Source organism: Bradyrhizobium sp. CER78 (genome assembly GCF_029846235.1).
Taxonomy (GTDB): Bacteria; Pseudomonadota; Alphaproteobacteria; order Rhizobiales; family Xanthobacteraceae; genus Bradyrhizobium.
Genome location: NZ_JARVWP010000022.1, coordinates 44542 through 71009, shown reverse-complemented (window position 1 = coordinate 71009; position 26468 = coordinate 44542). Strand labels below are relative to the sequence as shown.

The window sequence follows — 26468 nt, the reverse complement described above, 5'->3', positions numbered from 1 at the left end:
AGCGGCATAGGATTTGAGGGATGACTTCAGGTGTGTTGGACGATGCCGGTGCCGAGCGCGCATAGCGCGACATAGGCGGTCATCTCGTCCCAGTGATTGAGGTTTGCGGCCAACGGCATTTCCCGTTTGGCAATCCCGGCGAAGGCGCAGATCACGGCCGACATCCAGAGCAGCGTGATGAGGCCCCTGCCGAAGCCCGCGCCGGCGAACACGGCGAAACCGATCATGATGGCAAGCCGGAAGCCGAACCGGACCATGACCTGGACCGATTGCAGCTGCCGCGGCAATTGTTTCGCGTTCACGATCGTGCTGCCGTCAGCCGATATTGTCGACCAGCAGCGGCTCGTAGAGCGTGCGGATGCCGCGACGGACGGTAGGCACGCTGGTGCGGTTCTCGGGCGTCGAGATCCGCTGCGCCTCGACGAAGCCGGAGAGGATCGCGAGCGCGAGATCCGTGTGATGGGTCTCGATCGACTGGTCGAGCCAGTCGGGCAGCTCGCGTTCGCGCGACAACGCGCAGTGCCACTCGCCCTCGTCATAGACCAGGCGGCGGATCTGCCATTGCGGCAGCTCGAGATCGAGCAGCGCGATCGCGGCATCGGTCCAGGCGCCGGACTGGATCAGGCCCTCGACGCGGGAAGTCTTGCCGCTCTGCCCGGCCGAAGGAAAGCGCCGGCAGGTCTGGCTGACGATGTCGGCCATGAACTCGGCTGTAACAGCATAGGCATCGCGCAGCCGTTCGCCGAGGTCGGTCGAGGTGTTTTGCGATAGCACGGACATGGCGTCATCTCGTCTTGCGCACGGCCCAAAGCATTGGCCGCAGGCCCAAAATGGCCGGACCGCCATTTGAAAACGAGATGAGGGGAGGGGCGGAGATATAGGGATTCCATAAAGATGGAACCTCTCCTGTCGTCCTGGCGAAAGCCAGGACCCAACCACCGCCGTTGGTTGCTTGCTCAATGTCTGGCCGCGTGTCCTTTCCTGAGGCCGCGGCGTATGGGTCCTGACTTTCGCCAGGACGACGCCGGAACCCGCCCGCAGCACTTATACGATTCCTATAACGTCCTTATGCGCCACCTCTCGAAAACCTATGCCCCGGATGGCACCTCACGGCGATCCGGTGCGGAGCGCTTATATGGTCGCCCGCGCCCCTCGGATGCATAGGAGTCTCTCATGATGGACATTCTCATGGCGGCGCTCGCGATCGGCTTCTTCGCGGCCGGCATCGGCTACGCCTACGCCTGCGAACGGCTGTAACGGAGGCGGCGATGATCTTCGATTACTCGCTCGCCGGCCTCGTCTCGCTCGGCCTCTTGTTCTACCTCACCTACGCATTGCTGCGGCCCGAACGCTTCTAGGCGGCACGCGATGTCTGCGCTTTGCACGATTCTGTTAGCCGACGCGGCGCTGACCGGGCTGTTGCTCGGTATGTTCGCGTCGCTGCTGCGCTTCGCACCCATTCGAAAGGTTTGACGCAATGACCGTCATCGGCTGGATTCAAATTATTCTGTTCTGCGCGATCGTGATCGCGCTGGTCAAGCCGCTCGGCTGGTACATGACCCGCGTGTTCAACGGCGAGCGCACCTTCCTCTCCCCCATGCTGCGCCCCCTCGAGCGCGGCATCTACTGGGTCGGCGGCGTCGACGAGCGGCGCGAGCAGCACTGGCTGACCTATACGGTCGCCATGCTGCTGTTCCATGTCGGCGGCTTCGCCCTGATCTACGGCCTGATGCGGCTGCAGGCGGTGCTGCCGTTCAACCCGGCCGGACAGACGGCGGTTGCCGAGGATCTCTCCTTCAACACCGCGATCTCCTTCATCACCAACACCAACTGGCAGAACTACGGCGGCGAGAGCACGCTGTCCTATCTGGTCCAGATGTTGGGCCTGACCCACCAGAACTTCCTGTCGGCGGCGACCGGCATCGCGCTCGCGATGGCGCTGATCCGCGGCTTCACCCGTTCGTCGATGCGCACGGTCGGCAATTTCTGGGTCGATGTGACGCGCTGCACGCTCTATGTGCTGCTGCCGATCTGCATCGTCTACACGCTGTTCCTGGTTTGGCAGGGCATGCCGCAGACGCTCGGCGCCTATGTCGATGCCACCACGCTTGAAGGCGGCAAGCAGACCATCGCGCTCGGGCCTGTGGCCTCGCAGGTCGCGATCAAGATGCTCGGCACCAATGGCGGCGGCTTCTTCAACGCCAACGCAGCGCATCCGTTCGAGAACCCGACCGCGCTGTCGAACCTGGTGCAGATGATCTCGATCTTCGCGCTGGGCGCCGCGCTCACCAATGTGTTCGGTCGTATGGTCGGCAATCAACGCCAGGGCTGGGCGATCTTCGCCGTGATGGGCGTGCTGTTCGTCGCAGGCGTCGCCGTCACCTATTGGGCGGAAGCCAACGGCACTTCCATCTTGCATGCCTTCGATCTGACCGGCGGCAACATGGAGGGCAAGGAGGTTCGCTTCGGCATCGTCGCGTCCTCGCTGTTTGCCGTCGTTACCACCGCGGCGTCCTGCGGCGCGGTCAACGCGATGCATGACAGCTTCACCGCGCTCGGCGGCATGATCCCGTTGATCAACATGCAGCTCGGCGAGATCATCATCGGCGGTGTCGGCGCCGGTCTCTATGGCATGCTCATCTTCGTGATCATCTCGATCTTCGTCGCAGGCCTGATGGTCGGTCGCACGCCGGAATATGTCGGCAAGAAGATCGAGGCGCGCGAGGTCAAGATGGCGATGCTCGCGATCCTGGTGCTGCCGCTGATGTATCTCGGCTGGACCGCGGTTGGCGTCGTGCTGCCCTCGGCCGTGGCCTCGATGGCCAATGCCGGCCCGCACGGCTTCACCGAAGTGCTCTATGCCTACACCTCGGGAACCGGCAACAACGGTTCGGCGTTCGCGGGACTTACCGGCAACACCCTGTTCTACAATCTGACGCTCGCTTGCGCGATGTTCGTCGGCCGTTTCTTCATGATCGTGCCGGCGATGGCGATCGCAGGATCGCTCGCCGAAAAGAAGTCGCATCCGCCGTCTGCCGGGACGTTCCCGACCACGGGCGGGCTTTTCGTCGGGCTCGTCGTCGGCGTGATCGTGATCATTGGCGGCCTGACCTTCTTCCCGGCGCTGGCGCTCGGGCCGATCGTCGAGCATCTCGCCATGAACGCCAACACCTTGTTCTGATCGAATTTGACCGGAGTGACATCCATGGAAACCGCAAAATTGCAAAAGCAAGGGTCGACCATGCTCGACCCTAAGATCCTAGTACCTGCGATGACCTCGGCCTTCGTCAAGCTCGATCCCCGGCTGATGGCCAAGAACCCGGTCATGTTCGTGGTCGAGATCGTCGCCGCGCTGACCACCGTGATCTTCGTCCGCGATCTGCTGACCGGTGGAGCCAACCTCGGCTTCACCTTCCAGATCATCCTCTGGCTGTGGTTCACGGTGCTGTTCGCCAACTTCGCCGAGGCTGTCGCCGAGGGCCGCGGCAAGGCGCAGGCCGAATCGTTGCGCAAGACCCGCACCGAGAGCCAGGCCAAGCTGCTCACCGGAACGGACCGTACCTTTCGGCTGGTGCCGGGCACCTCGCTGAAGGTCGGCGACATCGTGCTGGTCGAGGCCGGCGACAACATCCCGTCCGACGGTGAAGTGATCGAAGGCGTCGCCTCGGTCAACGAGGCCGCGATAACAGGCGAGTCCGCGCCCGTGATCCGGGAGTCCGGCGGCGACCGCTCGGCGGTCACCGGCGGCACCCAGGTGCTGTCGGACTGGATCCGCGTCCGCATCACCGCGGAGCAGGGCTCGACCTTTATCGACCGCATGATCAAGCTGGTGGAGGGCGCCGAGCGGCAGAAGACGCCGAACGAGATCGCACTCAACATCCTGCTCGCGGGCCTCACCATCATCTTCGTGTTCGCCACCGTGACGATCCCGAGCTATGCGGCCTATGCCGGCGGCTCGATCTCGGTCGTGATCCTGGTTGCGCTGTTCGTCACGCTGATCCCGACCACGATCGGCGCGCTGCTGTCGGCGATCGGCATTGCCGGCATGGACCGCCTGGTGCGGTTCAACGTGCTGGCGATGTCCGGCCGCGCGGTGGAAGCCGCCGGCGACGTCGATACGCTGCTGCTGGACAAGACCGGCACCATCACACTTGGCAACCGCCAGGCGACCACGTTCCGCCCGATCCGCGGCGTCTCCGAGCAGGACCTCGCCGACGCGGCGCAGCTCGCCTCGCTGGCCGACGAAACGCCGGAGGGCCGCTCGATCGTGGTGCTTGCCAAGGAGAAGTACGGCATCCGCGGCCGCGACATGCATGAGCTTGCCGCGACCTTCGTGCCGTTCACGGCGCAGACCCGCATGAGCGGAATCGACGCCGGTACGTCGTCGGTCCGCAAGGGCGCAGTGGATGCGATCCTTGCCTATGTCGACGGCGGCTCGCCCCGCACCGTCGCGTCGGGTAACACCGTCCGCGCCGTTTCGGCGACGATGAGCGCCGAAGCACGCGAGATCCAGGCCATTGCCGACGAGATCGCCAAGGCCGGCGGTACGCCGCTGGCGGTGGCCAAGGACGGCAAGCTGCTCGGCGTCGTGCACCTCAAGGACATCGTCAAGGGCGGCATCCGCGAGCGTTTCGCCGAACTGCGCCGTATGGGCATCCGCACCGTGATGATCACCGGCGACAACCCGATGACTGCGGCCGCGATCGCGGCCGAGGCGGGTGTCGACGACTTCCTGGCGCAGGCAACCCCCGAGGACAAGCTCAAGCTGATCCGCGACGAGCAGTCCAAGGGCAAGCTGGTCGCGATGTGCGGCGACGGCACAAATGACGCGCCGGCGCTCGCGCAGGCCGATGTCGGCGTCGCCATGAACACCGGCACGCAGGCGGCCCGCGAGGCCGGCAACATGGTCGACCTCGACTCCAACCCGACCAAGCTGATCGAGGTGGTGGAGATCGGCAAGCAGCTGTTGATGACCCGCGGCGCGCTGACCACGTTCTCGATCGCCAACGACGTCGCCAAGTATTTTGCGATCATCCCGGCGATGTTCCTCGCGTTCTATCCGCAGCTCCAGGTGCTGAACATCATGCACCTGGCAAGCCCGCAGAGCGCGATCCTGTCGGCGATCATCTTCAACGCGCTGATCATCATCGCGCTGATCCCCTTGGCGCTGAAGGGCGTCAAGTACCGCGCCGTCGGCGCCGGCGCGCTGCTCAGCCGCAACCTGATGATCTACGGCCTCGGCGGCATCATCATCCCGTTCATCGGCATCAAGGCGATCGACCTCGTCGTCGCCGCTTTGGGCCTGGCTTAACCCCGTAACCGTCATTGCGAGCGAAGCGAAGCAATCCATCTATCCGCGAAGAAAGTGTGGATTGCTTCGTCGCTTCGCTCCTCGCAATGACGGCGTAAAGAATTCGGAGACCTATCATGTTGAGAGAAATTCGCCCTGCCATCCTGGTGCTGGTCCTGCTGACCGCGATCACGGGGCTTGCCTATCCGCTCGCCATGACGGCGATTGCCGGCGTCATCTTTCCGAAGCAGGCGCAAGGCAGCCTGATCGAGAAGGACGGCAAGGTGGTCGGCTCCGCTCTGATCGGGCAGGAGTTCAAGGAGGAGAAGTATTTCCACGGCCGGCCGTCGGCGACGGTGGCGCCCGATCCGAACGATTCCACGAAGACCGTGCCGGCGCCCTACAACGCGGCCAATTCCGGCGGCTCCAATCTCGGCCCAACCAGCAAGGCGCTGAACGACCGGGTCAAGGAGGATGTCGAGAAGCTGAAGGCGGAGAACCCGACCGCCAGCGTGCCGGTCGATCTCGTCACCACCTCGGCCAGCGGGCTTGATCCGGATATCTCGCCGGACGCTGCGCTGTTCCAGGTGCCGCGGGTGGCCAAGGCGCGTAGTATGTCCGAGGATGCGGTGCGTGAGCTGGTGACACAGAACACGCAGGGCCGCTTCGCCGGCGTGATCGGCGAGCCCCGCGTTAACGTTCTTGCGCTCAACCTGGCGCTCGACGCGGCCAAGGCGAAATAGGGGAGTAGGCCCGCTCTCGCAGGATGACTATATTGCGGTATGGCCAATCAGCGTGACCCTCATAAACGACCCTCGCCGGATGCGCTGCTGGAGGCGGCGCGCCGGGAGACCGATCGATCGGGGCGGCTGAAGATCTTCATCGGCGCCGCCCCCGGCGTCGGCAAGACCTACGAGATGCTGCAAAACGCCCACGCCCGCCTCAAGGCGGGCGTCGACGTGGTGGTCGGTGTCGTCGAAACTCACGGGCGGGCGGAAACCGAGGCGCTGCTGAAAGGCCTCGAGGTGATCCCGCGGAAGCGGCTAAGCTACCGCGACCAGACCCTTGAGGAGATGGACCTCGACGCTCTGATCGCGCGGCGGCCGAAGCTCGCGCTGGTCGACGAGCTCGCCCATACCAATGCGCCGGGCAGCAGGCATCCGAAGCGCTATCTCGACGTCGAGGAGTTGCTGTCGCACGGTATCGACGTCTTCACCGCCGTCAACATCCAGCATATCGAAAGCCTCAACGACGTGGTCGCGCAGATCACCCACGTCCGGGTGCGCGAGACCGTGCCGGATTCGGTGTTTGATCGCGCCGATGCCATCGAGCTGATCGACCTCACGCCTGATGACCTGATCCAGCGGCTGAAGGAGGGCAAGGTCTATGTGCCCAAGCAGGCCGAGCGCGCGCTGGAGCACTATTTCTCGCCCGGCAACCTGACCGCGCTGCGCGAGCTGGCGCTGCGCCGCACCGCCGAGCGGGTCGACGAGCAGCTGCTCACCCACATGCAGGCCAACGCCATCGCCGGTCCCTGGGCCGCCGGCGAGCGCATCCTTGTTTGCGTGAGCGAGGACCCGCGCGCCGCCGGCCTCGTGCGCTATACCAAACGCTTGGCCGACCGGTTGCATGCGCAATGGACCGCGGTCAGCATCGAGACCCGGCGCAGCCTGCAGCTGACCGACGAGCAACGCGACCGCCTTGCCGACACCATGCGGCTTGCGGAATCGCTCGGCGGCGAGGCGCTGACCCTTCCCGGCGTCGGCCGCCGCATTGCCGACGACGTCATCAGCTTCGCCCAGGCCAACAACGTCACCCAGATCATCATCGGCAAGTCGACGCGCTCGCGCTGGTTTGAGCTGACGCACGGCTCGGTGGTGCACGACCTGGTGCGCCGCGCCGGCAATATCAGCGTCAACGTGATTGCCGGCGATGAGCTGCCGGTCGGCAAGGCCGCAGTGCAGACCGCGCAGCGGCAGGAACCATTCAATCCGCGGCCCTATCTGATGGCGCTGCTGCTGACGGCATTGGGGCTCGGCGCGGCCAAGCTGATCCAGCCGTTCTTCGGCATCGAGAACGTCGACCTCGTCTTCATCACCGCGGTGGTCGGCGCCGCGGCGCGCTACGGTCTGTGGCCGTCGCTGCTTGCGAGCGTGGCGGCCTCGCTGAGCTACAATTTCTTCTTCCTGCCGCCGATCTACACTTTCACCATCACCGACCCGACCAATATCGCGGCGTTCTTCTTCTTCATGCTGGTGGCATTGCTCGTCTCCAATGTCGCGGCGCGCGTACGTACCCAGGCCGATACTGCAATCGGGCGGGTTCGGACCACCGAATCGCTCTATGCGTTCAGCCGCAAGCTGGCGGGCACCGCAACGCTGGACGACGTGCTGTGGGCGACTGCCTACCAGATCGCACTGATGCTGCGGGTGCGCGTGGTGCTGCTGCTGTCCGACGACGGCGTGCTGACGGTGAAGGCGGGCTATCCGCCGGAAGATCAACTCGACCAGGCCGATCTGGCTGCGGCGAACTGGGCCTGGGCCAATGATCGCCCGGCCGGCCGCGGCTCGGACACGCTGCCGGGCGGCAAAAGGCTTTTCCTGCCGATGCGCACCGGCCGCGGCCCGATCGGGGTGATCGGCATCGACGACGACCGCACCGGACCGCTGCTGACGCCGGACCAGCGCCGGCTGCTCGATGCGCTGGTCGACCAGGGGGCGCTCGCGATCGAGCGCGTGCTGCTGGTCGAGGACATGGACCGCGTCAAGCGCACGGTGGAATCCGACCGGCTGCGCGGCGCGCTTCTGACCTCGATCTCGCACGACCTCAAGACGCCGCTGGCCTCGGTGCTCGGCTCTGCCTCGGCGCTGCGCGATCTCGGTGCGAACCTGAGCGACGCCCAGAAGCATGATCTGCTCGCGACCGTGATCGACGAGTCGGAGCGGCTGAATCGCTTCATCGCCAATCTCCTCGACATGACCAAGCTGGAATCCGGCGCGATCGTGCCCAACACCGCCCGGCACGATGTCGGCGAAATCGTCGGCAGCGCGCTGCGCCGTGCCGCCAAGATCCTGGTGCATCACCGGGTGTCGCTGGAACTTGCGGCCGATTTGCCGATGCTGGAGCTCGACGCCGTGCTGTTCGAGCAGGTGCTGTTCAACCTGCTCGACAATGCCGCCAAATACGCTCCCTCGGACACCACGATCTCGATCCGTGGCGCGCGCGACCGCGACACGATCGCGCTGCAGATTCTCGATGAAGGCAACGGCATTCCCGCCGCCGAGCTCGAGAGCGTGTTCGACAAGTTCTATCGCGCCGAGAAGGGCGACCATGTTCGTCCCGGCACCGGCCTCGGCCTGGCGATCTCGCGCGGCTTCGTCGAGGCGATGCGCGGCACGATCGCGGCGGCCAACCGCTCCGACCGCAGCGGCGCCGTCATCACCATCCGCCTGCCGATCCCGGCGGACACCAACGCGCTGGACACTGCTGCATGAACGCGACGCCGATCAAGGTCCTGGTCATCGACGACGAACCGCCGATCCGCAAACTGCTGCGGATGGGGCTGAGCACGCAGGGCTACGACATCCTGGAAGCGTCCAACGGCAAAAACGCGCTGGAGATGCTGGCCGAGGGGCCGGCGCTGATCATCCTCGATCTCGGACTGCCTGATATCCAGGGCCACGACCTGCTGCGCATGATCCGCGGCCGCAACGAGAGCGTTCCGGTCGTGGTGCTGTCGAGCCGCGGCGACGAGGCCGGCAAGGTGCAGGCGCTCGATCTCGGCGCCGACGACTATCTAACAAAACCGTTCGGCATGGACGAATTGCTGGCGCGGCTGCGCGCGGCGCTGCGTCACCAGCTGCAGGTGCAGGGCGAGCGGCCGGTATTCCGCTCCGGCGATCTCTCGGTCGATTTGGTGCGCCGGATCGTCAAGGTCGCTGACCGCGAGATCAAGCTGTCGCCGAAGGAGTATGACCTGCTGCGCGTGCTGGTGCAGCATGCCGGCAAAGTGCTGACCCATCGCTTCCTCTTGAAGGAATTGTGGGACGAGCTGACCGACGCGCAGTATCTACGCGTCTATGTGCGCCAGCTCCGTCAGAAGATCGAGGCCGATCCCGAGCGGCCGCAATTCGTGCTGACCGAGACCGGCATCGGCTATCGGCTGCGCGCGGCGGATTAGCTTCGGAACCTTCGCTCCGATCGAGGCTTGTTCTCCCTTACCGGGAGAGAAGCCATGGCAAGAAAATACTCGCGAAAGGCATCGAGCGATGTCGAGCGTGTGATGAAGAAGCGCAAGGCTGGCACGCTGCGCAGCGGCCGCTCCAAGAAGAAGGTGAAGAGCCGCAAGCAGGCGATCGCGATCGGCCTGTCGGAAGCGCGCGCCAAGGGACGGAAGGTGCCGAAGAAGGCCGCCAAGAAGGCGGCGAAGAAGAGGAAGACGGCCAAGAAGCGCACAGCTGCGAAGAAGAAGTAGGGCGGCGTCCCGCTCCACGTCATTGCGAGGAGCGAAGCGACGAAGCAATCCATCCCTCCAAGCGCGTGGAGAGATGGATTGCTTCGCGGAGCCTGTCATCCGGCGGCGCTGCGCGCCGACCGGGTGGCTCGCAATGGCGTGGAGAGGGATCAACCCGCCTTCCGCGACCGCGCGTTCGACCGGTGCGCCTTCTTGGCAGTACGACGATGTGGGGGGCGCCGCCGCGTAGTGGAGGTTGCGCGCCTTGCGCCGCTCTTCAAGCTCTGCTTCAAGGCGTCCATCAGGCTCACAACATTGCTCGGCTTCTCCTCGCGCTCGGCCGCCTTGATCGGCTTGCCGGCGGCCTTGCGGCGGACCAGGGCCTTCAGCGCGGTCTCATACTCGTCCTTGAATTTCGACGGATCGAAATGCGCGGCCTTGCTGTCGAGGATGTGGCCGGCGAGCTCGATCATGTCTTTCGTCACCTTCGGGCTCTTGATGTCATCGAAATAATCGTCGGCGTCGCGCACCTCGTAAGGGTAGCGCAAGGTGGTGCCGAGCATGCCCTTGTCGAGCGGCTCGATCGCGATCACGTGCTCGCGGTTGGTCAGCACGATCCGCGCCAGCGCGACGCGGTCCTGGTCCTTCATGGCGTCGCGGATCACTGCGAATGCGTCGACGCCGGCCTTGCCGTCGGGCCGGATGTAATAGGGGTGGTCGAGATAGCGCTTGTCGATCTCGCCCTCGGGCACGAAACTGTCGATATCGATGGTGTGGTTGCTCTCGATCTGGACCGCCTCGAGCTCGTCCTTCTCGACCTCGACATATTTGCCCTTGCTCACCTCGTAGCCGCGGCCCTTCTGGTCGCCCTCGACCACGTCGCCGGTCTCGGTATCGACCATCTGCTGCTTCAGCCGGTTGCCGGTCTCCCGGTTGATCATATGGAAGCGGGTCTTCTCGACCGTGGTGGAGGCCGGATAGAGCGCCACCGGGCACGACACCAGCGACAGTTTAAGCGTGCCTTTCCAGTAGGCGCGGGGAGCGGCCATGATCGTCTCCAAACAGCTTGAGTTTGGAACTTGAACGGATACCGTAGGTTTTGGTTCCTGATGGCCGCGCGCCCGCGGCGGCCGTGATCTGCGCCGAGGCCTGCACGTGTCGCTGAGAAACCTCACCACCTATCGCAAGAAGCGCGATTTCGAGAAGACCAACGAGCCGTCGGGCGACGTCAAGGTCGCACCAGCGAAGCAGCGGCGCTTCGTGATCCAGAAGCATGACGCGACCCGGCTGCATTATGATTTCAGGCTGGAGTTCGACGGTGTCTTCAAGTCCTGGGCGGTGACGCGCGGGCCCTCGCTCGATCCGCATGACAAGCGCCTGGCGGTCGAGGTCGAGGACCATCCGCTCGACTATGGCGATTTCGAAGGCACAATCCCCGAGGACCAATATGGCGGCGGCACCGTGCAGCTGTGGGATCGTGGCATCTGGGAATCGGACGATCCCGAACGCGGCTTCAAGAAAGGCGATCTGAAATTCACGCTGCATGGCGACAAGCTGCACGGCAGCTGGGTGCTGGTGCGGATGAAGAACGACCGCTTCGGCGGCAAGCGCACCAACTGGCTGCTGATCAAGCACCGCGACGAATATGCCGTCGAGGGCAATGGCGAAGCGATCCTCGACGAGGACCGCTCGGTCGCCTCCGGCCGCTCGATGGCCGAGATCGCGGCCGGCAAGGGACGGGCGCCGAAGCCGTTCATGCTGGCGAAGGGGAACGGCAGGGCCAAGGCCGATGCGGTCTGGCAGTCCAATCACGGCATGGCCGCGGATGCGCGCGCGAAGACCGGGGCGCCGGCGCCCAAAGCACGGTTGAAGGAGCGACCAAAGGCGAAGCCGAAGCAGGTGTCCGACATGCCGAACTTCGTCTCGCCGCAGCTCTGCGCCGCGGTCGAGAGCCCGCCGAATGCTGCGGGCTGGTGCCACGAGATCAAGTTCGACGGCTACCGCGTGCAGCTGCGGATCGAGGATGGCGAGGCTGTGCTGAAGACCCGCAAGGGGCTCGACTGGTCCGACAAGTTCGGCGCGATCGTGAGGGAGGCCGGCAAGCTGCCCGATGCCCTGATCGACGGCGAGATCGTCGCGCTCGACAAGAACGGCACGCCGCATTTTTCGACCCTTCAGGCGGCGTTGTCGGACGGCAAGACCGACCAGCTGATCTTCTTCGCGTTCGACTTGCTGTTTGCTGGCAAGGAGGATCTTCGCCCGCTGCCACTCACCGAGCGCAAGGCGAGGCTGAAGGCGCTGCTCGCGGCGCGCAAGGGTAGCAATCTCCTGGTCCGCTATGTCGAGCATTTCGAGGAGCGCGGCGATGCCGTGCTGGATTCGGCGCGCAAGCTCGGCCTGGAAGGCATCGTCTCCAAGCGGCTTGACGGCGCCTATCGCTCCGGCCGCTCCGACGACTGGACCAAGACGAAAATCCGCGCCGGCCAGGAGGTCGTGATCGGCGGCTGGAAGACCACCAACGGCAAATTCCGCTCGCTGATGGCCGGTGTCTATCGCGACGATCATCTGGCCTTCGTCGGTATCGTCGGCACCGGCTTTGGCCAGGACACCGTCCGCCGCATCATGCCGGCACTGAAGGCTGCGGCATCGGACACCAGCCCGTTCGGCGGCAAGAATGCGCCGAAGAACACCCGCGACGTGCACTGGCTGAAGCCCGAACTGGTCGCCGAGATCGAGTTCGCCGGCTGGACCGACGCCGGCAATATCCGCCAGGCGGCGTTCAAGGGCCTGCGCCGCGACAAGCCGGCGCATGAGGTCGAGGCCGAACGGCCGGTCGTAACCAACGTGGTGAAGCCGATGGCCAAAGGGCGATCCTCAGGGAAATCATCCGGCGAGGTGATGGGTGTCACCATCTCCCATCCCGACAAGGCTTTGTGGCCGGACGCCGGAGATGGCGAGCCGGTGACCAAACTCGACCTCGCCAACTATTTCGAGGCGGTCGGCGAATGGATAATCGGCTATCTCAAGGGCCGGCCGTGCTCGATCGTGCGCGCGCCCGACGGCATCAAGGGCGAGACCTTCTTCCAGCGCCATGCGATGGCCGGCACGTCGAAGCTGCTGAAGCTCGCCAAGGTGTCCGGCGATCGCAAGCCGTATCTGCAGATCGACCAGGTCGAGGGGCTTGCTGCGGTCGCGCAGCTCGGCGGCCTCGAGCTGCATCCTTGGAATTGCGCACCCGATGCCTATGACACGCCGGGCCGGCTGGTGTTCGATCTCGATCCCGCACCCGACGTCGCGTTCAGCGATGTGGTCGACGCCGCCAAGGACATGCGGCAGCGGCTCACCGCGGTCGGCCTCGAGAGTTTCTGCAAGACCACCGGCGGCAAGGGCCTTCACGTCGTGGCGCCGCTGCTGTCAGGCGCGAAGGACAAGGTGACCTGGAAGGAGGCCAAGGCGTTCGCGCAAGGCATCTGCCAGTGGATGGCGCAGGATGATCCCGAGCGCTATCTGATCAACATGTCGAAAGCCAAGCGCACCGGAAAGATATTCCTCGACTATCTGCGCAACGACCGGCTCTCGACCGCGGTCGCGGTACTGTCGCCGCGGGCGCGTCCGGGCGCCACGGTGTCGATGCCGCTGACCTGGCCGCAGCTGCGCGGCGATCTCGATCCGAAGAAATACACGGTCCGCTCCGTGCCTGCGCTGCTCGCGAAGACCAAGGCCTGGGACGGCTATGAAGAGGCGGCGTCGTCGATCAAGGCGGCGATGAAGAAACTCGCGGCACAGTGAGCGCTTTTTCCTCGTCATACCCCGCAACCCATCTTCGCCAAGGCTTCGCCGGGGTAAAGGGGTTGGGCCCGCCGAAGCTTTAGCGAAGGCGGCAAGCGGGGTATCCAGTACGCCGCGGCTCATCGGTTCAATCATCAACGTCTCTGGAATACTGGATCACCCGCTTTCGCGGGTGATGACAGTTATTGATGTGGATACGACGCAGCAAACGTCCGGGCGCTACAACCGCCCGAGCAGCAGCAGGATCAGGAGGATCACGATCACGAGGCCGAGGCCGCCGCCGCCGTAGTAGCCGGTGCCATAGAATGGTCCGCCGCCGATGCCGCTGAAGCCGCCAAGCAGTGCGATGATCAGAATAATAAGAATGATCGTTCCAAGTGACATCTCAATCCTCCTCAGCCCCGCGGGCCTGTCGTCTCTGCCCTTCGGGGGAGGAAACAACCCGCAACTATGAAGGTTCCGGATTGAGCGGCGCGATAAAACTGTGTGATCTTCCATTTGCGGTGGAACGGAACTACATGAACGGAATCTATGGAGGAGTGCACCGCGATGTCGGCTCCGCTGATCGTCTCGATTCCCCACAGCCTCGGCCGCGACGAGGCCATGCGTCGCCTGAAAGCCGGTTTGTCGCGCGCAGCGGCGAACGTGCCGGTCATGAGCGTCGACGAGGAGCGCTGGGAGAACAACCGCATGATCTTTCGCGTCCGCGCGCTGGGGCAGGTCGCGGCCGGACATCTCGATGTCGAGGATACCAATGTGCGGCTGGAGGTGACGTTGCCGTGGCTGCTGCAACGCTTCGCCGAGGTTGCGCAGGCCGCCATTCAGAAGAGCGGGCAGTTGCTGCTGACCAAGCGCTGATGCGCTGCGCTAGCTGTGCAGACGCGCACGCCTTGCGGCTTGCTTCGCTCCCGCCGCGGCCTTCGCCTTCAGCACGGCGACCGGCAGCTCGGCGAACAGCGTCGCGAGCTGAATCCTGCTGTCTCCCCCCGGGAGCGTGTATCCAGTCAGGTCGATCTCGCCTTCAAAGGCCTCCGCGCGCGGCCAGCTGCGTCCGCCCTGCGTGACCGGCGCAAATGATTTCGCCACTGCGACGATGACGGCTTCGCGGCCATGCCGCCTTGCGAAGGCGATGACATGATCGCGATGCGGGCCGCTGACGGTGAGCGGTTCGTAGGCGCCGCTGGTGAAGACTTCGGGAAGCTCGTTGCGCAGTCGCAGCAGATGCCGCGTCCACGCAAATTTCAGGCGGCCGTCGCGCCAGGTCTCTGTCAACGCGTCCCAATCCGGCGCTTCCAGCGCGGCGAGCAGCTCCGCACGTTCGGCAAAGTCGACCGGGCGGCGGTTGTCGGGGTCGACGAGCGAAAGATCCCAGCTCTCGGTGCCCTGATAGAAATCCGGCACGCCCGGCATCGTCGCCTTCAGCGTGATCTGGCTGAGCGAGTTCAGCGCGCCGATCAGCGCGGTGCGCCGAGCCAGCGTGTCCAGCGCATCGAGGAATTCGGGCGACGTGTTGCGATCGAGGATCCGATCGATGAAGGTCTTCACGCCGGCTTCATAAGGCTCGTGCGGATTGAGCCAGCTGGTTTCCTGCTTACCTTCGCGCGCCGCCTTCAGCGCATAGGCCTGGATGCGCGCGAGCAGCGATGGATCGTCCGGGTCCCAGGCGCCGAGCAGGGCCTGATAGAGCATGTACTCGAACGTTGCCGACGGCGCCCGCATCTCGCCGTCGAGCACCAGATGCGGCGCGTTCAGCACCTTCCAGCGCGCCACCGCGCTGGTCCATTCGCCGGGGATCTCCGCAAGCGCCATGATCCGGGCGCGCGCGTCCTCGCCGCGCTTGGTGTCGTGAGTCGCGGTCGAGGTCATGCCGTGCGGCCATTCGTGGGCGCGGGCCTGCATCATGGCGTGGAAGGTCTCGGGCGGAATTGCGCTGGCCGCCGGATCGCCGCCGACCTCGTTGAGCGCGAGCAGGCGGTGATAGCGGTAGAACGTGGTGTCCTCCAGCGACTTCGCCATCATCGGCCCGGTGAATTGCTGCACCTTCAGCGCGAAGCGCCGCACCCGCGGCGCGCTGTGCGGCGGCCGGCCGGGCTTCAGCAGGTCCATGGTCAAGGCATCGCGCAGGAAGTCGAAGATGCCTTCGTCGGCGGCGAACCAGTCGGCGCGGGCGCGCTCGATGGTCTCGCTGATCAGCGCGCGGTCATGCGCGGTCGGGCCGGAGCCCGTGAGATAGGTGCGATAGACCGGGAAGTGCAGCACGTAAAGCTCGAGCGCCTGCCGCAGGCTGTCGGCGGAGAAGTCGCGGCTCGAATAGTGCCCGCTGGCAATGCGCGCGACGAGCCGAGCCAGCACGGTGAATTCGCTGGTCAGCAAGGTCTCCAGCACGCGGCGCTTGGCCGCGCGCAGCACCGGCGTCAGGTTCGGCGACTGGTTGCTGATCTGGCGCCAGATCTCGCTCAGCGGATCGAGGCCGCTGCCATCGACCAGCACCTGGCTGATCGTGTTCATCCATTCATAGCCGGTGGTGCCGTGCACGCCGGCAAATTTCGTCAGCTTCTCGTCCTCGCCGAGGATCTTCTCGATCACCATGTAGAACGGCCTGGCCTTGACGCCCTGCGCCGATCGGATCAGGCGGCGCAGCCGCTGGAAATATTGCGCGGGATCGCGCAGGCCGTCGATATGGTCGAGCCGCAGGCCTTGCAGCCGATCTTCCGCAACCAGCCGCTTGACGAGGCTGTGGCTCGCCTCGAAGGTTGAGGCGTCCTCGACCCTGAGGCCGGCCAGCGTGTTGACGTCGAAGAAGCGCCGATAGTTGATGTCGCTGGAGGCAAGCCGCCAGTGGCCGAGCTTGTAGTGCTGGCGTTCCAGGAGATGATGCAGCGCCAATGTTTGAGTTGGGCGATCCTCGCCGGCGCGATAGGCATCGAGCCCGCGCGCGATGGTCTCGGCACTGCCCTCGATTGCCTTGATCGCGGCCTTCAGGGCCGGCGCTTCCTTGCGGTTCGGGTGACGCAGCCCGCGATACCTGGCGGCGAGCTCAAGCAGAGCGCGCCCGGCGGGATTGTCTTCCGCGCCGGCCTCGCGGACGATGGTCCGCAGCACCTCACCATAGCGCTCCGGCGCGATCGGCAGGCGATGCTCGAAATACCACGCCGAGAAGCTGCCTTCGTTTGCGTCGAAGCGCAGCTCGATCTGGCCGCGCTCCAGCGCCTGGCCATAGGATGAGCCGAGGATCGGCAGCAGCACGCCGCCGCGCGCGCGATAGGGCAGCTGGTCCCAGTCGATGTCGAAGGAGACCGCATGCGGCGACACCGGTCCCCATTCCAGCACGTCGAGCCACCACGGATTGTCGGCGAAATGCACGCCGACATGGTTCGGCACGAAATCCAGGATCAGGCCGAGGTCGTTGCGCTTCAGTGCGTCGCTGAACCGCGCAAAGCCCTCCTCGCCGCCGAGCTCCGGATTGAACTTGGTGTGGTCGACGACGTCATAGCCATGGGTCGAGCCCTTGCGCGCCTTCATGAAGGGCGAGGCATAGACGTGGCTGATGCCGAGCGCCTTCAGATAGGGCGCCACATTGGCGGCGGCATCGAAGTCGAAATCGGCAGTGAGTTGCAGTCGGTAGGTCGCGATCGGGATCGCCGGAGGCATTGTGCTATCCGATGTGCCAGCGCACCGCCCAGCCGGGGAGGTCGCTCGACAACGCGCCGCCCCAGATCACGGTTCCCTTCGGTTCCGCCGCGCCGCTCATATCCCGATCCGACAAATTGGCCGTGAGCCACAGCGTGCGGCCGTCGCCCATCTGCCAATACGCGGTCAGGAGATCGCCCGTGACACGATCGCCACCGAAGCGCACCCCGGTCAGCCGCGGCGTGATCTCGCGGCGCCGTACGGCCAGCAGGTTGCGCACCAGTGCCAGCCGTGTGCGCGCCGGATCGTGGCCAAGCGCCGCCCAGTCGAGCACGGCCGACCGCACCGTCTCTTCGGCAAGCGGGTCGGGAATGTCGTCGCCATATTTGGCATAGGCCCAGGCGAACTCCTTGCGCCGTCCGGCGCGGACCGCGTTGGCGAGGTCGCCCCTGAAATCGCAGAAGAACGGGAAGGGTGTCGTCGCGCCCCATTCCTCGCCCATGAACAGCATCGGCGTGGTCGGCGCGATCAACGTCACCGCGAGCGCGGCCTCGATCGCCTCCGGCTTTGCGATGCTCTCGAGCCGATCGCCGAGCGGCCGGTTGCCGATCTGGTCGTGGTTCTGCAGGAAGTTGATGAAGCAGATCGGCGACAGCGTGCCGCTCGGCTCGCCGCGGGCCTTGCCGCCCCAGAACTCCGAGACTTCGCCCTGGTAGATGTAGCCCGACGATAGCGCGCGCGCGAGGTCCTGCTTCGGCGCCCGGTAGTCGCCGTAGTAGCCCTGCTTTTCCCCGGTCAGCAGCACGTGCCAGGCGTGATGATAGTCGTCGTTCCACTGGCCGCGGAATTTGCCGTTGGGTGGGTCCTCGGCGGCATCGAGCAGGCTTGCGATGTTGTCGCCGTTCTCGAGCACGAGGTTGATCTGCCGGCCGGTCTCGGTGGCGAGCTTGCCGGCGGCCTTGCTGAAGTCGTGCAGGATGGAGACCTCGCCGGCTTCGACGATGGTGTTGACCGCGTCGAACCGCAGCCCGTCGAAGCGATAGTCGCGCAGCCAGGACACGACGCTGCCGATCGCAAACGCGCGCACTTCAGGCACACGATAATCGATCGCGCTGCCCCACGGCGTATGCGCGTCGCTGAAGAAGGAGGGCGCATAGCGGCCGAGATAATTCCCCTCGGGACCGAAGTGGTTGTAGACCACGTCGAGCATCACCATCAGCCCGCGCAGATGCGCTTCGTCGATCAGGGTCTTGAGGTCCTCGGGGCGGCCGTAGGCGCTGTCGGGCGCGTACCACAGCACGCCGTCATAGCCCCAGTTGCGACGCCCAGCGAAATCCGCCAGCGGCATCAGTTCGAGCGCGGTGATGCCGGTTGCAACGAGATGATCGAGCTTGTCGATCATGGCGCGGTAGGTGCCTTCTGGCGTGAAGGTGCCGACATGCGCCTCGAGGACGACGGCCTCATGCCAGGGACGTCCACGCCACTCCGTCGCGCGCCATTTGAAGGCGGTGTGATCGATCACCTCGCTCGGGCCGAACACGTCATCCGGCTGGGAGGCGGAGGCGGGGTCGGGGACGTCGACCTCGTCATCGATGCGGAATTTGTAACGCGTGCCGGCGCGCGCGCCCGGGATTTCGGCGACGTACCAGCCGGCCGCATCGCGCGTCAGCGCGTGCGGCTTGTCGAGCAGGAGGTCGACGCGCTTTGCCGCCGGCGCCCAGAGCCGGAAGCGCGTGCCATCAGCGGTGAGTTCGGGTCCGAAATGCTGCGCGCTCATGCGGAGCCTGCGAATGCCAGCACCGAGCGCGGCGGTGCCGTGGCGTCAGCGCCGGATACGATGAGGTCGCCCGTTTGCTCCGTCTTGGTCGTGTTCAAGACCTGCTGCCAGCTGCTGTATTCCGCCATCCTCGGCATCCTGAACACGATCTCCTGCGGCGCGGCATTGAGCACGATAAAGATCGGCGCCTGCCCTTGTTCCATCGGTCCCAGCACATAGGCGAGGAACCGGCTCTCCGGGAATTTCCAGTCCGACTCCTTCATCTCCTCAGCAGCGGGCGTCAGCCAGAGCACGCCATAGCTGCCGTCGGTGCGGCGGCCGTCGAGCCAGCTCTGGCAGCGGATCTGCCCGAACCGCTGGCGTAGCGCGGTGAGATGACCGATGAAATCGATGGCGTCGTCGTCGGTGCCGAGGTTCTCCCAGCCGATCCAGCCGGTCTCGTTGTCCTGGCAATAGGCGTTGTTGTTGCCTGCTTGCGTGTTGGCGACCTCGTCGCCGGCGAGGATCAGCGGCGTGCCCTGCGCGAGCAGCAGGCAGGCCAGCGCGTTCTTCCTGAGCTGGCGGCGCAGCGCGATGATGGTGGGATCATCGGTCGGGCCCTCATGGCCGCAATTGTTGCTGTGGTTGTCGTTGGAGCCGTCGCGATTGTCCTCGCCATTGGCCTCATTGTGCTTCTCGTTGTAGCTGAAGAGGTCGGCGAGCGTGAAGCCGTCGTGCACCGTGATGTGGTTGACGCTGGCGCGGGTCGCGCGGTTGTCGTGGTGAAACAGATCCGAGGATGCGGTCATGCGGCCGGAGATGTCGCCGATCAGGCTGCCTTCGCCGCTCCAGTAGCGCCGCATCGCGCTGCGATAGCGGTCATTCCACTCCGACCATTGCGATGGAAAGGCGCCGACCTGATAGCCGCCGAGACCGAGGTCCCAGGGCTCGGCGACCATCTTGGCGGTCGCCAGCACCGGGTCCTGGCGGATCGCGGTGAGGAAGGGATGGTTGCGATCGAACCCGTTCGGCCCGCGCGCCAGGGTGGTGGCGAGATCGAAGCGGAAGCCGTCGACATGGCAGACCTCGACCCAGTAGCGCAGCGAATCCATCACCATCTGCAGCACGCGCGGATGGGTGAGGTTGACCGAGCTGCCGCAGCCGGTGAAGTCGTCATAGAAGCGCGGGTTCTCGCGGTTCAACCAGTAATAGGAGGCGTTGTCGATGCCGCGGAAGGACAGCGTCGGGCCCATATGGTTGCCCTCGGCGGTGTGGTTGTAGACGACGTCGAGCAGCACCTCGATGCCGGCATCGTGCAGCCGCGCGACTGTTGTACGAAACGAGTCCAGCGCATTGTCCTGGGCGTAGCGCGCCTCGGGCGCGAAGAAAGCGATGCTGTTGTAGCCCCAGTAATTCGACAACTTCTTCTCGACCAGGACACGGTCGTCGATCAGGCCGTGGATCGGCAACAGCTCGATGGTGGTGACGCCGAGCCGCTTGAGGTGATCGATCATCGCCGGCGACGACAGGCCGCCATAGGTGCCGCGCAGGTTCGGCGGCACGTCCTCGCGCTTCTGCGTCAGGCCCTTGACGTGGGCCTCGTAGATGATGGTGTCGGCCCAAGGAATATGCGGCCGGATCTCGCGGCGGCCCCAGTTGAAGGTCTCGTCGACCACCACGGCCTTCGGCATGCCGCGGGCATTGTCGCGCCGGTCAAAGGAGAGATCCTCGCGCGCGCTGCCGGTGCGATAGGCGAAGTGCGCATCGCTCCATACCAGCCGACCGGCGAGCCGCTTGGCATAGGGATCGAGCAACAGCTTGTTGGCGTTGAAGCGGTGGCCGCGCTCCGGCGCGTACGGGCCGTAGACGCGATAGCCGTAGAGCTGGCCCGGCGAGACGTCATTGAGATAGCAGTGCCAGACGTCCTCGGTGCGCTCCGGCATCTCGATCCGCTCGAGCTCGCGGCGGCCCTGGCCGTCGAACAGGCACAGCTCCACCTTCTCCGCATTGGCCGAGAACAACGCAAAATTGGTGCCTCTGCCGTCCCAGCTTGCACCGAGCCGTGCGGAGGTTCCCCCGGTCAGTCGCATGAATCAGCTTTCCGGTACGAGGAAGATCGCAGCCAGCGGCGGGATCGTCAGGCTCAGCTCCGGCGTGGCGCCTTCCGAGGCGCGCACTTCGCCGATATTGCCGTCATTGGTGCCGCCGTAATGGGAGGAATCCGAGTTGAACACCTCGTGCCACTTGCCCGCCAACGGAACGCGGACGCGATAGTTGCGATAGACGTTGGGCGAGAAGTTCGTGACCACGAGACAGCGGGCGCGGGCATCATTGCCCTTGCGGATCCAGGCGAACACGTTGTTGTTGGTATCGTCGGTGACGACCCATTCGAAGCCGGCTTGGTCGCAATCGAGCTCATGCAGCGCCGGCAGCGCGCGATACAGACGGTTGAGGTCGCGGACCAGGTTCTGGATGCCGCTGTGCCGCGGCTGTTGCAGCAGATGCCAATCGATCGAGTAGTCGTGGTTCCACTCGCGCTCCTGGCCGAACTCGCAGCCCATGAACATCAACTTCTTGCCGGGATGCCCAAACATGAAGCTGTAATAGGCGCGCAAATTCGCAAAGCGCTGCCAGTCGTCGCCGGGCATGCGGCCGAGGATCGAGCGCTTGCCGTGCACGACCTCGTCGTGAGACAGCGGCAGGATGAAATTCTCCGAGAAGGCGTAGTGCAGGCCGAACAGGATGTCGCCGTGATGGTATTTGCGGTGGATCGGATCCTTGCCGATGTATTTCAGCGTGTCGTGCATCCAGCCCATGTTCCACTTGTAGCCGAAGCCGAGCCCGCCATATTCGACCGGACGCGACACCTGCGGCCACGCGGTGGATTCCTCCGCCGCGGTCGTCGCCTGCGGGAAGTGCGCGAACAGCTCGGTGTTGAAGCGGCGCAGGAAGTCGATCGCCTCGATGTTTTCCCGCCCGCCATATCTGTTCGGAATCCAGCCGCCGGCGGGACGGCTGTAGTCGAGATAGAGCATCGAGGCGACGGCATCGACGCGCAGCCCGTCGATGCCGTAGCGATCGAGCCAGAACAGCGCGTTCGACACCAGGAAGTTGGTGACCTCGGTGCGCCCGTAATTGTAGATCAGCGTGCCCCAATCGAGGTGACGGCCCTGCAGCGGATTGGCGTGCTCGTAGAGCGCGGTGCCGTCGAAATTGCCAAGACCATGCGGATCGTCGGGGAAATGTCCGGGGACCCAGTCGAGCAGCACGGCGAGGCCAGCGCCGTGGCAGGCGTCGATCAGCGCCGCGAAATCGTCGGGTGAGCCGAAGCGGCTGGTCGGCGCGAACATGCCGGTCGGCTGGTAGCCCCAGGAGCCGTCGAACGGATGCTCTGATATGGGCAGGAATTCGAGATGGGTGAAGCCCATGTCGCTGGCATAGGCCGGCAGCTGCTCGGCCATCTCGCGATAGGTCAGCCACTCATTGCGGCCCTTGCGCCGCCACGAGCCGAGATGGATCTCGTAGATCGACATCGGCGAGCTCAGCGCGTTGACGCGATCGGGCGCCGGGCGCGGGTGCGGGATCTTGCGCTCGTCGATCACGATCGAGGCGGTCTTCGGGCGCACCTCGGCGGCGAACGCCAGCGGATCGGACTTCAGCGGCAGATGCTGGCCGTTGCGCCCGATGATCTCGAACTTGTAGTGGTCGCCGACGCGTGCGCGTGGGATGAACAGCTCCCAATAGCCCGGGCCGCGCACCCGCATCGGATGCCGCCGTCCGTCCCAGAAATTGAAGTCGCCGACCACGCTGACCCGCCGCGCATTCGGCGCCAGCACCACGAAGCCGATACCGTCGACGCCGTCGATCGTTATCGGATGCGCACCCAGCGTGTCATAGACCCGCTGATGGGTGCCCTCGCCGAGCAGATAGAGATCGAAATCGCTCAGGATCGGCGGAAAGCGGTAGGCGTCCTCCAGTTCGACGACATTGTCGCCGAAGCGGGCGCGGAGCTGGTAGCGCGTCGATCCGTTCGGCAAGGGACCTGCGAACAGGCCGGCGTCGTGGATCCGCGCCAGCGGTGCCGTCTCGCCATGCTCGCCGATCGCCTCGACATTGGCGGCATCGGGCAGGAAGGCGCGCACCACGTTGCGATCCCCCTCGGCGTGGAGGCCGAGATAGTGGAACGGATCGGAATGGCGACCCTCGATGATGGCATAGGCCTCGGCGGGCAGTTTGCTCATGCAACCTCATGCGGCTGTTGCGCCAAAATCCTTAACAGGCCGGTCAGCGGCACCCGCAGCCAATCCGGCCGGTTGGCCAGCTCATACTCGATCTCGTAGAAGGCTTTCTCAAGCAGGAAAAAGCTGAGCAGGCGATCGGCCGCCTTGGCGTCGGTGGGCCACAGGCGTTGCCCGGCCATGGTCTCGCGATACGCCGCCAGCAGGGCTTCCGCGGCCTGGTCGCGCCATTCGGCCAAAGCGAGGCTCAACCTGCCGCTCTCGTCGGGCGAAACCTTGAGCGCGCGTTCCAGCGCCGCCGTGGCGGCATAGTCGATCGAGCGGATCAGGCCGGCGACGTCGCGTGCCGCCGGCGCCTTGCGGCGCCGCTCGGCGATGGTGCGGCCCGGCCCACCGTCGAAATCGATGATGAAGACGTCGTCCTTGACCACCAGCAGCTGGCCGAGATGCAGATCGCCATGATGGCGGATGTTGAGCCCGTCGCTCTCGCGCGGCAGCAGCGCCTTCAGCCGCTCCGGCAGCATGTCGTGCTGGGCCTGCAACTGATCGGCCAGCAGCCGGTCGGCCTCCTTCAGGGAGCCGCGCCGTTGCTTCAGCGTATCGAACACGCGCTCGGCGCGCGCCATGATCTCGTCGTTCCAGCGTTGCAGATCCTCGGGCTTGGTCGGCTCGGGTGCGAAGTCCGGCAGGTCGCGGTTGCTGGCGAGCGCGATGTGCAACTCGGCGAGACGCTTTCCGCCATGTGACAGGTGGCGCAGATAGGTGGCGTGATCGCCGTTCTCCTCCGGACGTTCGCTCGCCGCAAGCAGACGCTGCCGCTCGACGAGGCGGTCGAGGTGCGAGGCGCCGACATTCCAGAGGTCACCCTGGTTGACCACCATGGCGTGCAGCACCGCGATCGCGCTGCGATTGTCGCCGTCCACCAGCTCCGAGGTGCCGAGCAACGCGGGCGTGTTGGGGAAATTGACCACTTCGGTGAGGAAGCGGCCCATCTCGATCTCCGGATTGATGCCGACCTCGAGCTTCCGATAGATCTTGGTGACATACTCGTTGTCGACCAGCGCGGTCGAATGCGGCTGATCGTTCTCGAAGACGCGGATGCGCTCGGGCTGCCGCACCGGGCGGTCGGAGAAGCGGCTCGTCGGCCGGAATTCGAGCTTCAGGCCCTGCTCGCCCTCGTCGACCGTGAGGTTTTCCCGCAAGTTGCGCAGGAACAGGCCGGTAAAGATCTGGTCGGTGGCGACATCGAGCAGCGTGCCCTCGCGCGCGCCCTGACGGACGGCGGCGAAGGCGCGCGGGTTGTAGCGCTCGCGGTCGAAGCGCACCCACTCGATCTGCATCGGCAGCACGTAGCGGCTGGTGTTGCCGCGCTCGGTGGTTTCGAAGAAGATCAGCCAGGGCCGATTGTCGCCGATGTCGCAGAACGGGATCGCGGCCACCAGCGCCGGCTGGATCGCCTTGGCGGAATGCTCCGGATACCAGCGCGTGCGGGCGAGATGGCCGGGCAGCACGTCGTGCTCGAACACGCCGCGCTCGCGCGCCAGCGACGTCCAGGTCGAATTGAGCGGCACCACCAGGGTCTCGAATTCCGGCACCGCCCGCGGCTTCACCGGCTCGGACTTGTCGCGCTCCTGCAACTGGAACCAGTAGAAGCCGTAGGGCGCCAGCGTGATCATATAGGGCAATTCGCCGATCGCGGGGAAGCGCGTTCGCCCGAGCATCTCGAGCGGAATGCGGTCCTTGAAGGCGGAGAGGTCGAGCTCGGTCGCCTGCGCCGAGCGCGACAGATTGGCGACGCACAGGATGACCTCGCCCTGATACTGCCTGACATAGGCCAGCACCGAGCGATTCTCCGGGCGGATGAAGGTCATGGTGCCGCGCCCGAATGCCAGCGTCGACTTGCGCACCGCGATCAGCCGCTTGGTCGCCGACAGCAGCGACGACAGGCTGCGCGACTGCGCCTCGACATTGACGGCCTCGTAGCCGTACACCGGGTCCATGATCATCGGCGCGTAGAGCCGCGCCGGGTCGGCGCGCGAGAAGCCGCCATTGCGGTCCGGCGACCATTGCATCGGCGTCCGCACGCCGTTGCGGTCGCCGAGATAGATGTTGTCACCCATGCCGATCTCGTCGCCGTAATAGATGATCGGGGTGCCGGGGAACGACAGCAAGAGCGAGTTCATCAGCTCGATCTTGCGCCGGTCATTGTCCATCAGCGGCGCAAGGCGGCGGCGGATGCCGACATTGATGCGGGCGCGCGGGTCGTTGGCGTAGGTCGACCACAGATAGTCGCGCTCGACATCGGTGACCATCTCCAGCGTCAGCTCGTCGTGATTGCGCAGGAACAGCGCCCATTGGCAGGCCGACGGGATGTCGGGCGTCTGCCGCAAGATGTCGGTGATCGGAAAGCGATCTTCCTGCGCGATCGCCATGTAGATGCGCGGCATCAGCGGGAAGTGATAGGCCATGTGACATTCGTCGCCATGGCCGAAATATTCCTGCACGTCCTCCGGCCATTGATTGGCCTCGGCCAGCAGGATCTTGCCCTTGGCATAGGCGTCGAGCTCCTGGCGCAGCCGCTTGATGATGGCATGCGTCTCCGGCAGGTTCTCGTTGTTGGTGCCGTCGCGCTCGCACAGATAGGGAATGGCGTCGAGCCGGAAGCCGTCGACGCCGGTGTCGAGCCAGCGCTTCATCACCTGCACGATGGCGCGCACCACGCGCGGATTGTCGAAGTTCAGATCCGGCTGATGCGAGAAGAAGCGGTGCCAGTAGAATTGGCCGGCTTCCGGATCCCAGGTCCAGTTCGACTTTTCCGTGTCGGTGAAGATGATCCGCGTATCGAGGTATTTCTGGTCGGTGTCGCTCCAGACGTACCAGCTGCGTGCACTCGAATTCGGCGGGCTGCGGCGCGCGCGCTTGAACCAGGCATGCTGATCCGAGGTGTGGTTGACGACGAGCTCGGTGATGACGCGCAGGCCGCGCTTCTTGGCTTCCTGGATGAAGCGCTTGAAGTCCTTCATCGTCCCGAAATCGGGATTGATGTCGCCGTAGTCGCCGATGTCGTAGCCGTCGTCGCGGCCGGGCGAGGGGTAGAACGGCAACAGCCACAGCGCCGTGACGCCGAGCTCCTGCAGATAGCCGAGCTTCTCAGTCAGCCCTGCGAAATCGCCGATGCCGTCATTGTTGCTGTCGGCAAACGCCTTGACGTGCAGCTGGTAGATGATCGCGTCCTTGTACCACAGCTGGTCCGTGGTCTCGGTCGCGACCTTCGCCTCGGTATTGACGGAGGAGAATACGTTCATGACGGCT

Annotated in this window: 18 protein-coding genes; 9 read left to right on the top strand and 9 right to left on the bottom strand. The window is 65.1% G+C overall.

Annotated elements, in window-relative coordinates:
* Positions 1 to 26: 26 nt before the first annotated feature.
* Both QDT69_RS32730 and QDT69_RS32725 read right to left on the bottom strand, forming a co-directional pair.
* A complete protein-coding gene (locus QDT69_RS32730) occupies positions 27 to 302 on the bottom strand; it encodes a hypothetical protein (protein WP_083632527.1) in 276 nt (91 codons plus the stop codon).
* A 13-nt stretch (positions 303 to 315) separates the two neighbouring features.
* A complete protein-coding gene (locus QDT69_RS32725) occupies positions 316 to 780 on the bottom strand; it encodes a hypothetical protein (protein ID WP_279710590.1) in 465 nt (154 codons plus the stop codon).
* A gap of 488 nt (positions 781 to 1268) precedes the next feature.
* Here QDT69_RS32725 and QDT69_RS32720 point away from each other — a divergent pair, with 488 nt between their 5' ends.
* From QDT69_RS32720 to QDT69_RS32690, 7 genes are all read left to right on the top strand, one after another.
* On the top strand, positions 1269 to 1358 hold the full coding sequence (locus QDT69_RS32720; protein WP_016846764.1) for a K(+)-transporting ATPase subunit F: 90 nt from the start codon (positions 1269 to 1271) through the stop codon (positions 1356 to 1358).
* A gap of 119 nt (positions 1359 to 1477) precedes the next feature.
* Complete coding sequence (gene kdpA, locus QDT69_RS32715; protein WP_279710589.1) at positions 1478 to 3181, top strand: potassium-transporting ATPase subunit KdpA; 1704 nt, start codon at positions 1478 to 1480, stop codon at positions 3179 to 3181.
* A 24-nt stretch (positions 3182 to 3205) separates the two neighbouring features.
* Positions 3206 to 5311, top strand: coding sequence for a potassium-transporting ATPase subunit KdpB (kdpB, locus tag QDT69_RS32710; protein WP_279710588.1), 2106 nt, complete (start codon positions 3206 to 3208; stop codon positions 5309 to 5311).
* 116 nt (positions 5312 to 5427) lie between these two features.
* Entirely contained in the window at positions 5428 to 6033 is a 606-nt protein-coding gene (locus tag QDT69_RS32705; RefSeq protein ID WP_279710587.1) for a K(+)-transporting ATPase subunit C, read from the top strand.
* A 39-nt stretch (positions 6034 to 6072) separates the two neighbouring features.
* A complete protein-coding gene (locus tag QDT69_RS32700) occupies positions 6073 to 8784 on the top strand; it encodes a sensor histidine kinase KdpD (protein ID WP_279710586.1) in 2712 nt (903 codons plus the stop codon).
* A complete protein-coding gene (locus QDT69_RS32695) occupies positions 8781 to 9470 on the top strand; it encodes a response regulator transcription factor (RefSeq protein WP_279710585.1) in 690 nt (229 codons plus the stop codon). The genes QDT69_RS32700 and QDT69_RS32695 overlap by 4 nt, the downstream gene beginning before the upstream one ends.
* Before the next feature lie 54 nt (positions 9471 to 9524).
* Entirely contained in the window at positions 9525 to 9764 is a 240-nt protein-coding gene (locus QDT69_RS32690; RefSeq protein WP_279710584.1) for a DUF6496 domain-containing protein, read from the top strand.
* A gap of 149 nt (positions 9765 to 9913) precedes the next feature.
* Here QDT69_RS32690 and QDT69_RS32685 read toward each other — a convergent pair whose 3' ends face one another.
* Positions 9914 to 10792 carry a Ku protein gene (locus tag QDT69_RS32685; protein WP_279710583.1) on the bottom strand — a complete coding sequence of 293 codons (879 nt, stop codon included), beginning with the start codon at positions 10790 to 10792 and terminating at the stop codon, positions 9914 to 9916.
* A 106-nt stretch (positions 10793 to 10898) separates the two neighbouring features.
* Here QDT69_RS32685 and ligD point away from each other — a divergent pair, with 106 nt between their 5' ends.
* Positions 10899 to 13532, top strand: a complete 2634-nt coding sequence (gene ligD / locus QDT69_RS32680; RefSeq protein ID WP_279710582.1) for a DNA ligase D — start codon at positions 10899 to 10901, stop codon at positions 13530 to 13532.
* A gap of 219 nt (positions 13533 to 13751) precedes the next feature.
* Here ligD and QDT69_RS32675 read toward each other — a convergent pair whose 3' ends face one another.
* Positions 13752 to 13916: a DUF3309 family protein gene (locus QDT69_RS32675; protein ID WP_074125080.1), complete on the bottom strand. Its 165-nt coding sequence runs from the start codon at positions 13914 to 13916 to the stop codon at positions 13752 to 13754.
* A 165-nt stretch (positions 13917 to 14081) separates the two neighbouring features.
* Between QDT69_RS32675 and QDT69_RS32670 the strand changes: the two genes are divergently transcribed.
* Positions 14082 to 14390: a polyhydroxyalkanoic acid system family protein gene (locus QDT69_RS32670; RefSeq protein ID WP_050422534.1), complete on the top strand. Its 309-nt coding sequence runs from the start codon at positions 14082 to 14084 to the stop codon at positions 14388 to 14390.
* 9 nt (positions 14391 to 14399) lie between these two features.
* Here the strand turns inward: QDT69_RS32670 and treY are convergent, their stop codons facing one another.
* The 5 genes from treY to treS are packed head-to-tail and all read right to left on the bottom strand — an operon-like array spanning position 14400 to position 26461.
* Positions 14400 to 17183, bottom strand: a complete 2784-nt coding sequence (gene treY / locus QDT69_RS32665) for a malto-oligosyltrehalose synthase (protein ID WP_279710580.1) — start codon at positions 17181 to 17183, stop codon at positions 14400 to 14402.
* 4 nt (positions 17184 to 17187) lie between these two features.
* Positions 17188 to 18939, bottom strand: coding sequence for a malto-oligosyltrehalose trehalohydrolase (gene treZ, locus QDT69_RS32660; RefSeq protein ID WP_279710579.1), 1752 nt, complete (start codon positions 18937 to 18939; stop codon positions 17188 to 17190).
* Positions 18936 to 21008, bottom strand: coding sequence for a glycogen debranching protein GlgX (gene glgX, locus QDT69_RS32655; protein WP_279710578.1), 2073 nt, complete (start codon positions 21006 to 21008; stop codon positions 18936 to 18938). The genes treZ and glgX overlap by 4 nt, the downstream gene beginning before the upstream one ends.
* A 3-nt stretch (positions 21009 to 21011) precedes the next feature.
* Entirely contained in the window at positions 21012 to 23159 is a 2148-nt protein-coding gene (gene glgB / locus QDT69_RS32650; protein ID WP_279710577.1) for a 1,4-alpha-glucan branching protein GlgB, read from the bottom strand.
* On the bottom strand, positions 23156 to 26461 hold the full coding sequence (treS, locus tag QDT69_RS32645) for a maltose alpha-D-glucosyltransferase (RefSeq protein WP_279710576.1): 3306 nt from the start codon (positions 26459 to 26461) through the stop codon (positions 23156 to 23158). Before treS ends, glgB begins: the two co-directional genes overlap by 4 nt.
* Between the last annotated feature and the right edge of the window lie 7 nt (positions 26462 to 26468).

Bases quoted from the DNA above. Each gene is read 5' to 3' on its own strand.
- QDT69_RS32725 (WP_279710590.1), bottom strand. From the start codon at position 780: ATGTCCGTGCTATCGCAAAACACCTCGACCGACCTCGGCGAACGGCTG.
- QDT69_RS32720 (WP_016846764.1), top strand. From the start codon at position 1,269: ATGATCTTCGATTACTCGCTCGCCGGCCTCGTCTCGCTCGGCCTCTTG.
- kdpA (WP_279710589.1), top strand. From the start codon at position 1,478: ATGACCGTCATCGGCTGGATTCAAATTATTCTGTTCTGCGCGATCGTG.
- kdpB (WP_279710588.1), top strand. From the start codon at position 3,206: ATGGAAACCGCAAAATTGCAAAAGCAAGGGTCGACCATGCTCGACCCT.
- QDT69_RS32705 (WP_279710587.1), top strand. From the start codon at position 5,428: ATGTTGAGAGAAATTCGCCCTGCCATCCTGGTGCTGGTCCTGCTGACC.
- QDT69_RS32700 (WP_279710586.1), top strand. From the start codon at position 6,073: ATGGCCAATCAGCGTGACCCTCATAAACGACCCTCGCCGGATGCGCTG.
- QDT69_RS32695 (WP_279710585.1), top strand. From the start codon at position 8,781: ATGAACGCGACGCCGATCAAGGTCCTGGTCATCGACGACGAACCGCCG.
- QDT69_RS32690 (WP_279710584.1), top strand. From the start codon at position 9,525: ATGGCAAGAAAATACTCGCGAAAGGCATCGAGCGATGTCGAGCGTGTG.
- QDT69_RS32685 (WP_279710583.1), bottom strand. From the start codon at position 10,792: ATGGCCGCTCCCCGCGCCTACTGGAAAGGCACGCTTAAACTGTCGCTG.
- QDT69_RS32675 (WP_074125080.1), bottom strand. From the start codon at position 13,916: ATGTCACTTGGAACGATCATTCTTATTATTCTGATCATCGCACTGCTT.
- QDT69_RS32670 (WP_050422534.1), top strand. From the start codon at position 14,082: ATGTCGGCTCCGCTGATCGTCTCGATTCCCCACAGCCTCGGCCGCGAC.
- treY (WP_279710580.1), bottom strand. From the start codon at position 17,183: ATGCCTCCGGCGATCCCGATCGCGACCTACCGACTGCAACTCACTGCC.
- treZ (WP_279710579.1), bottom strand. From the start codon at position 18,939: ATGAGCGCGCAGCATTTCGGACCCGAACTCACCGCTGATGGCACGCGC.
- glgX (WP_279710578.1), bottom strand. From the start codon at position 21,008: ATGCGACTGACCGGGGGAACCTCCGCACGGCTCGGTGCAAGCTGGGAC.
- glgB (WP_279710577.1), bottom strand. From the start codon at position 23,159: ATGAGCAAACTGCCCGCCGAGGCCTATGCCATCATCGAGGGTCGCCAT.
- treS (WP_279710576.1), bottom strand. From the start codon at position 26,461: ATGAACGTATTCTCCTCCGTCAATACCGAGGCGAAGGTCGCGACCGAG.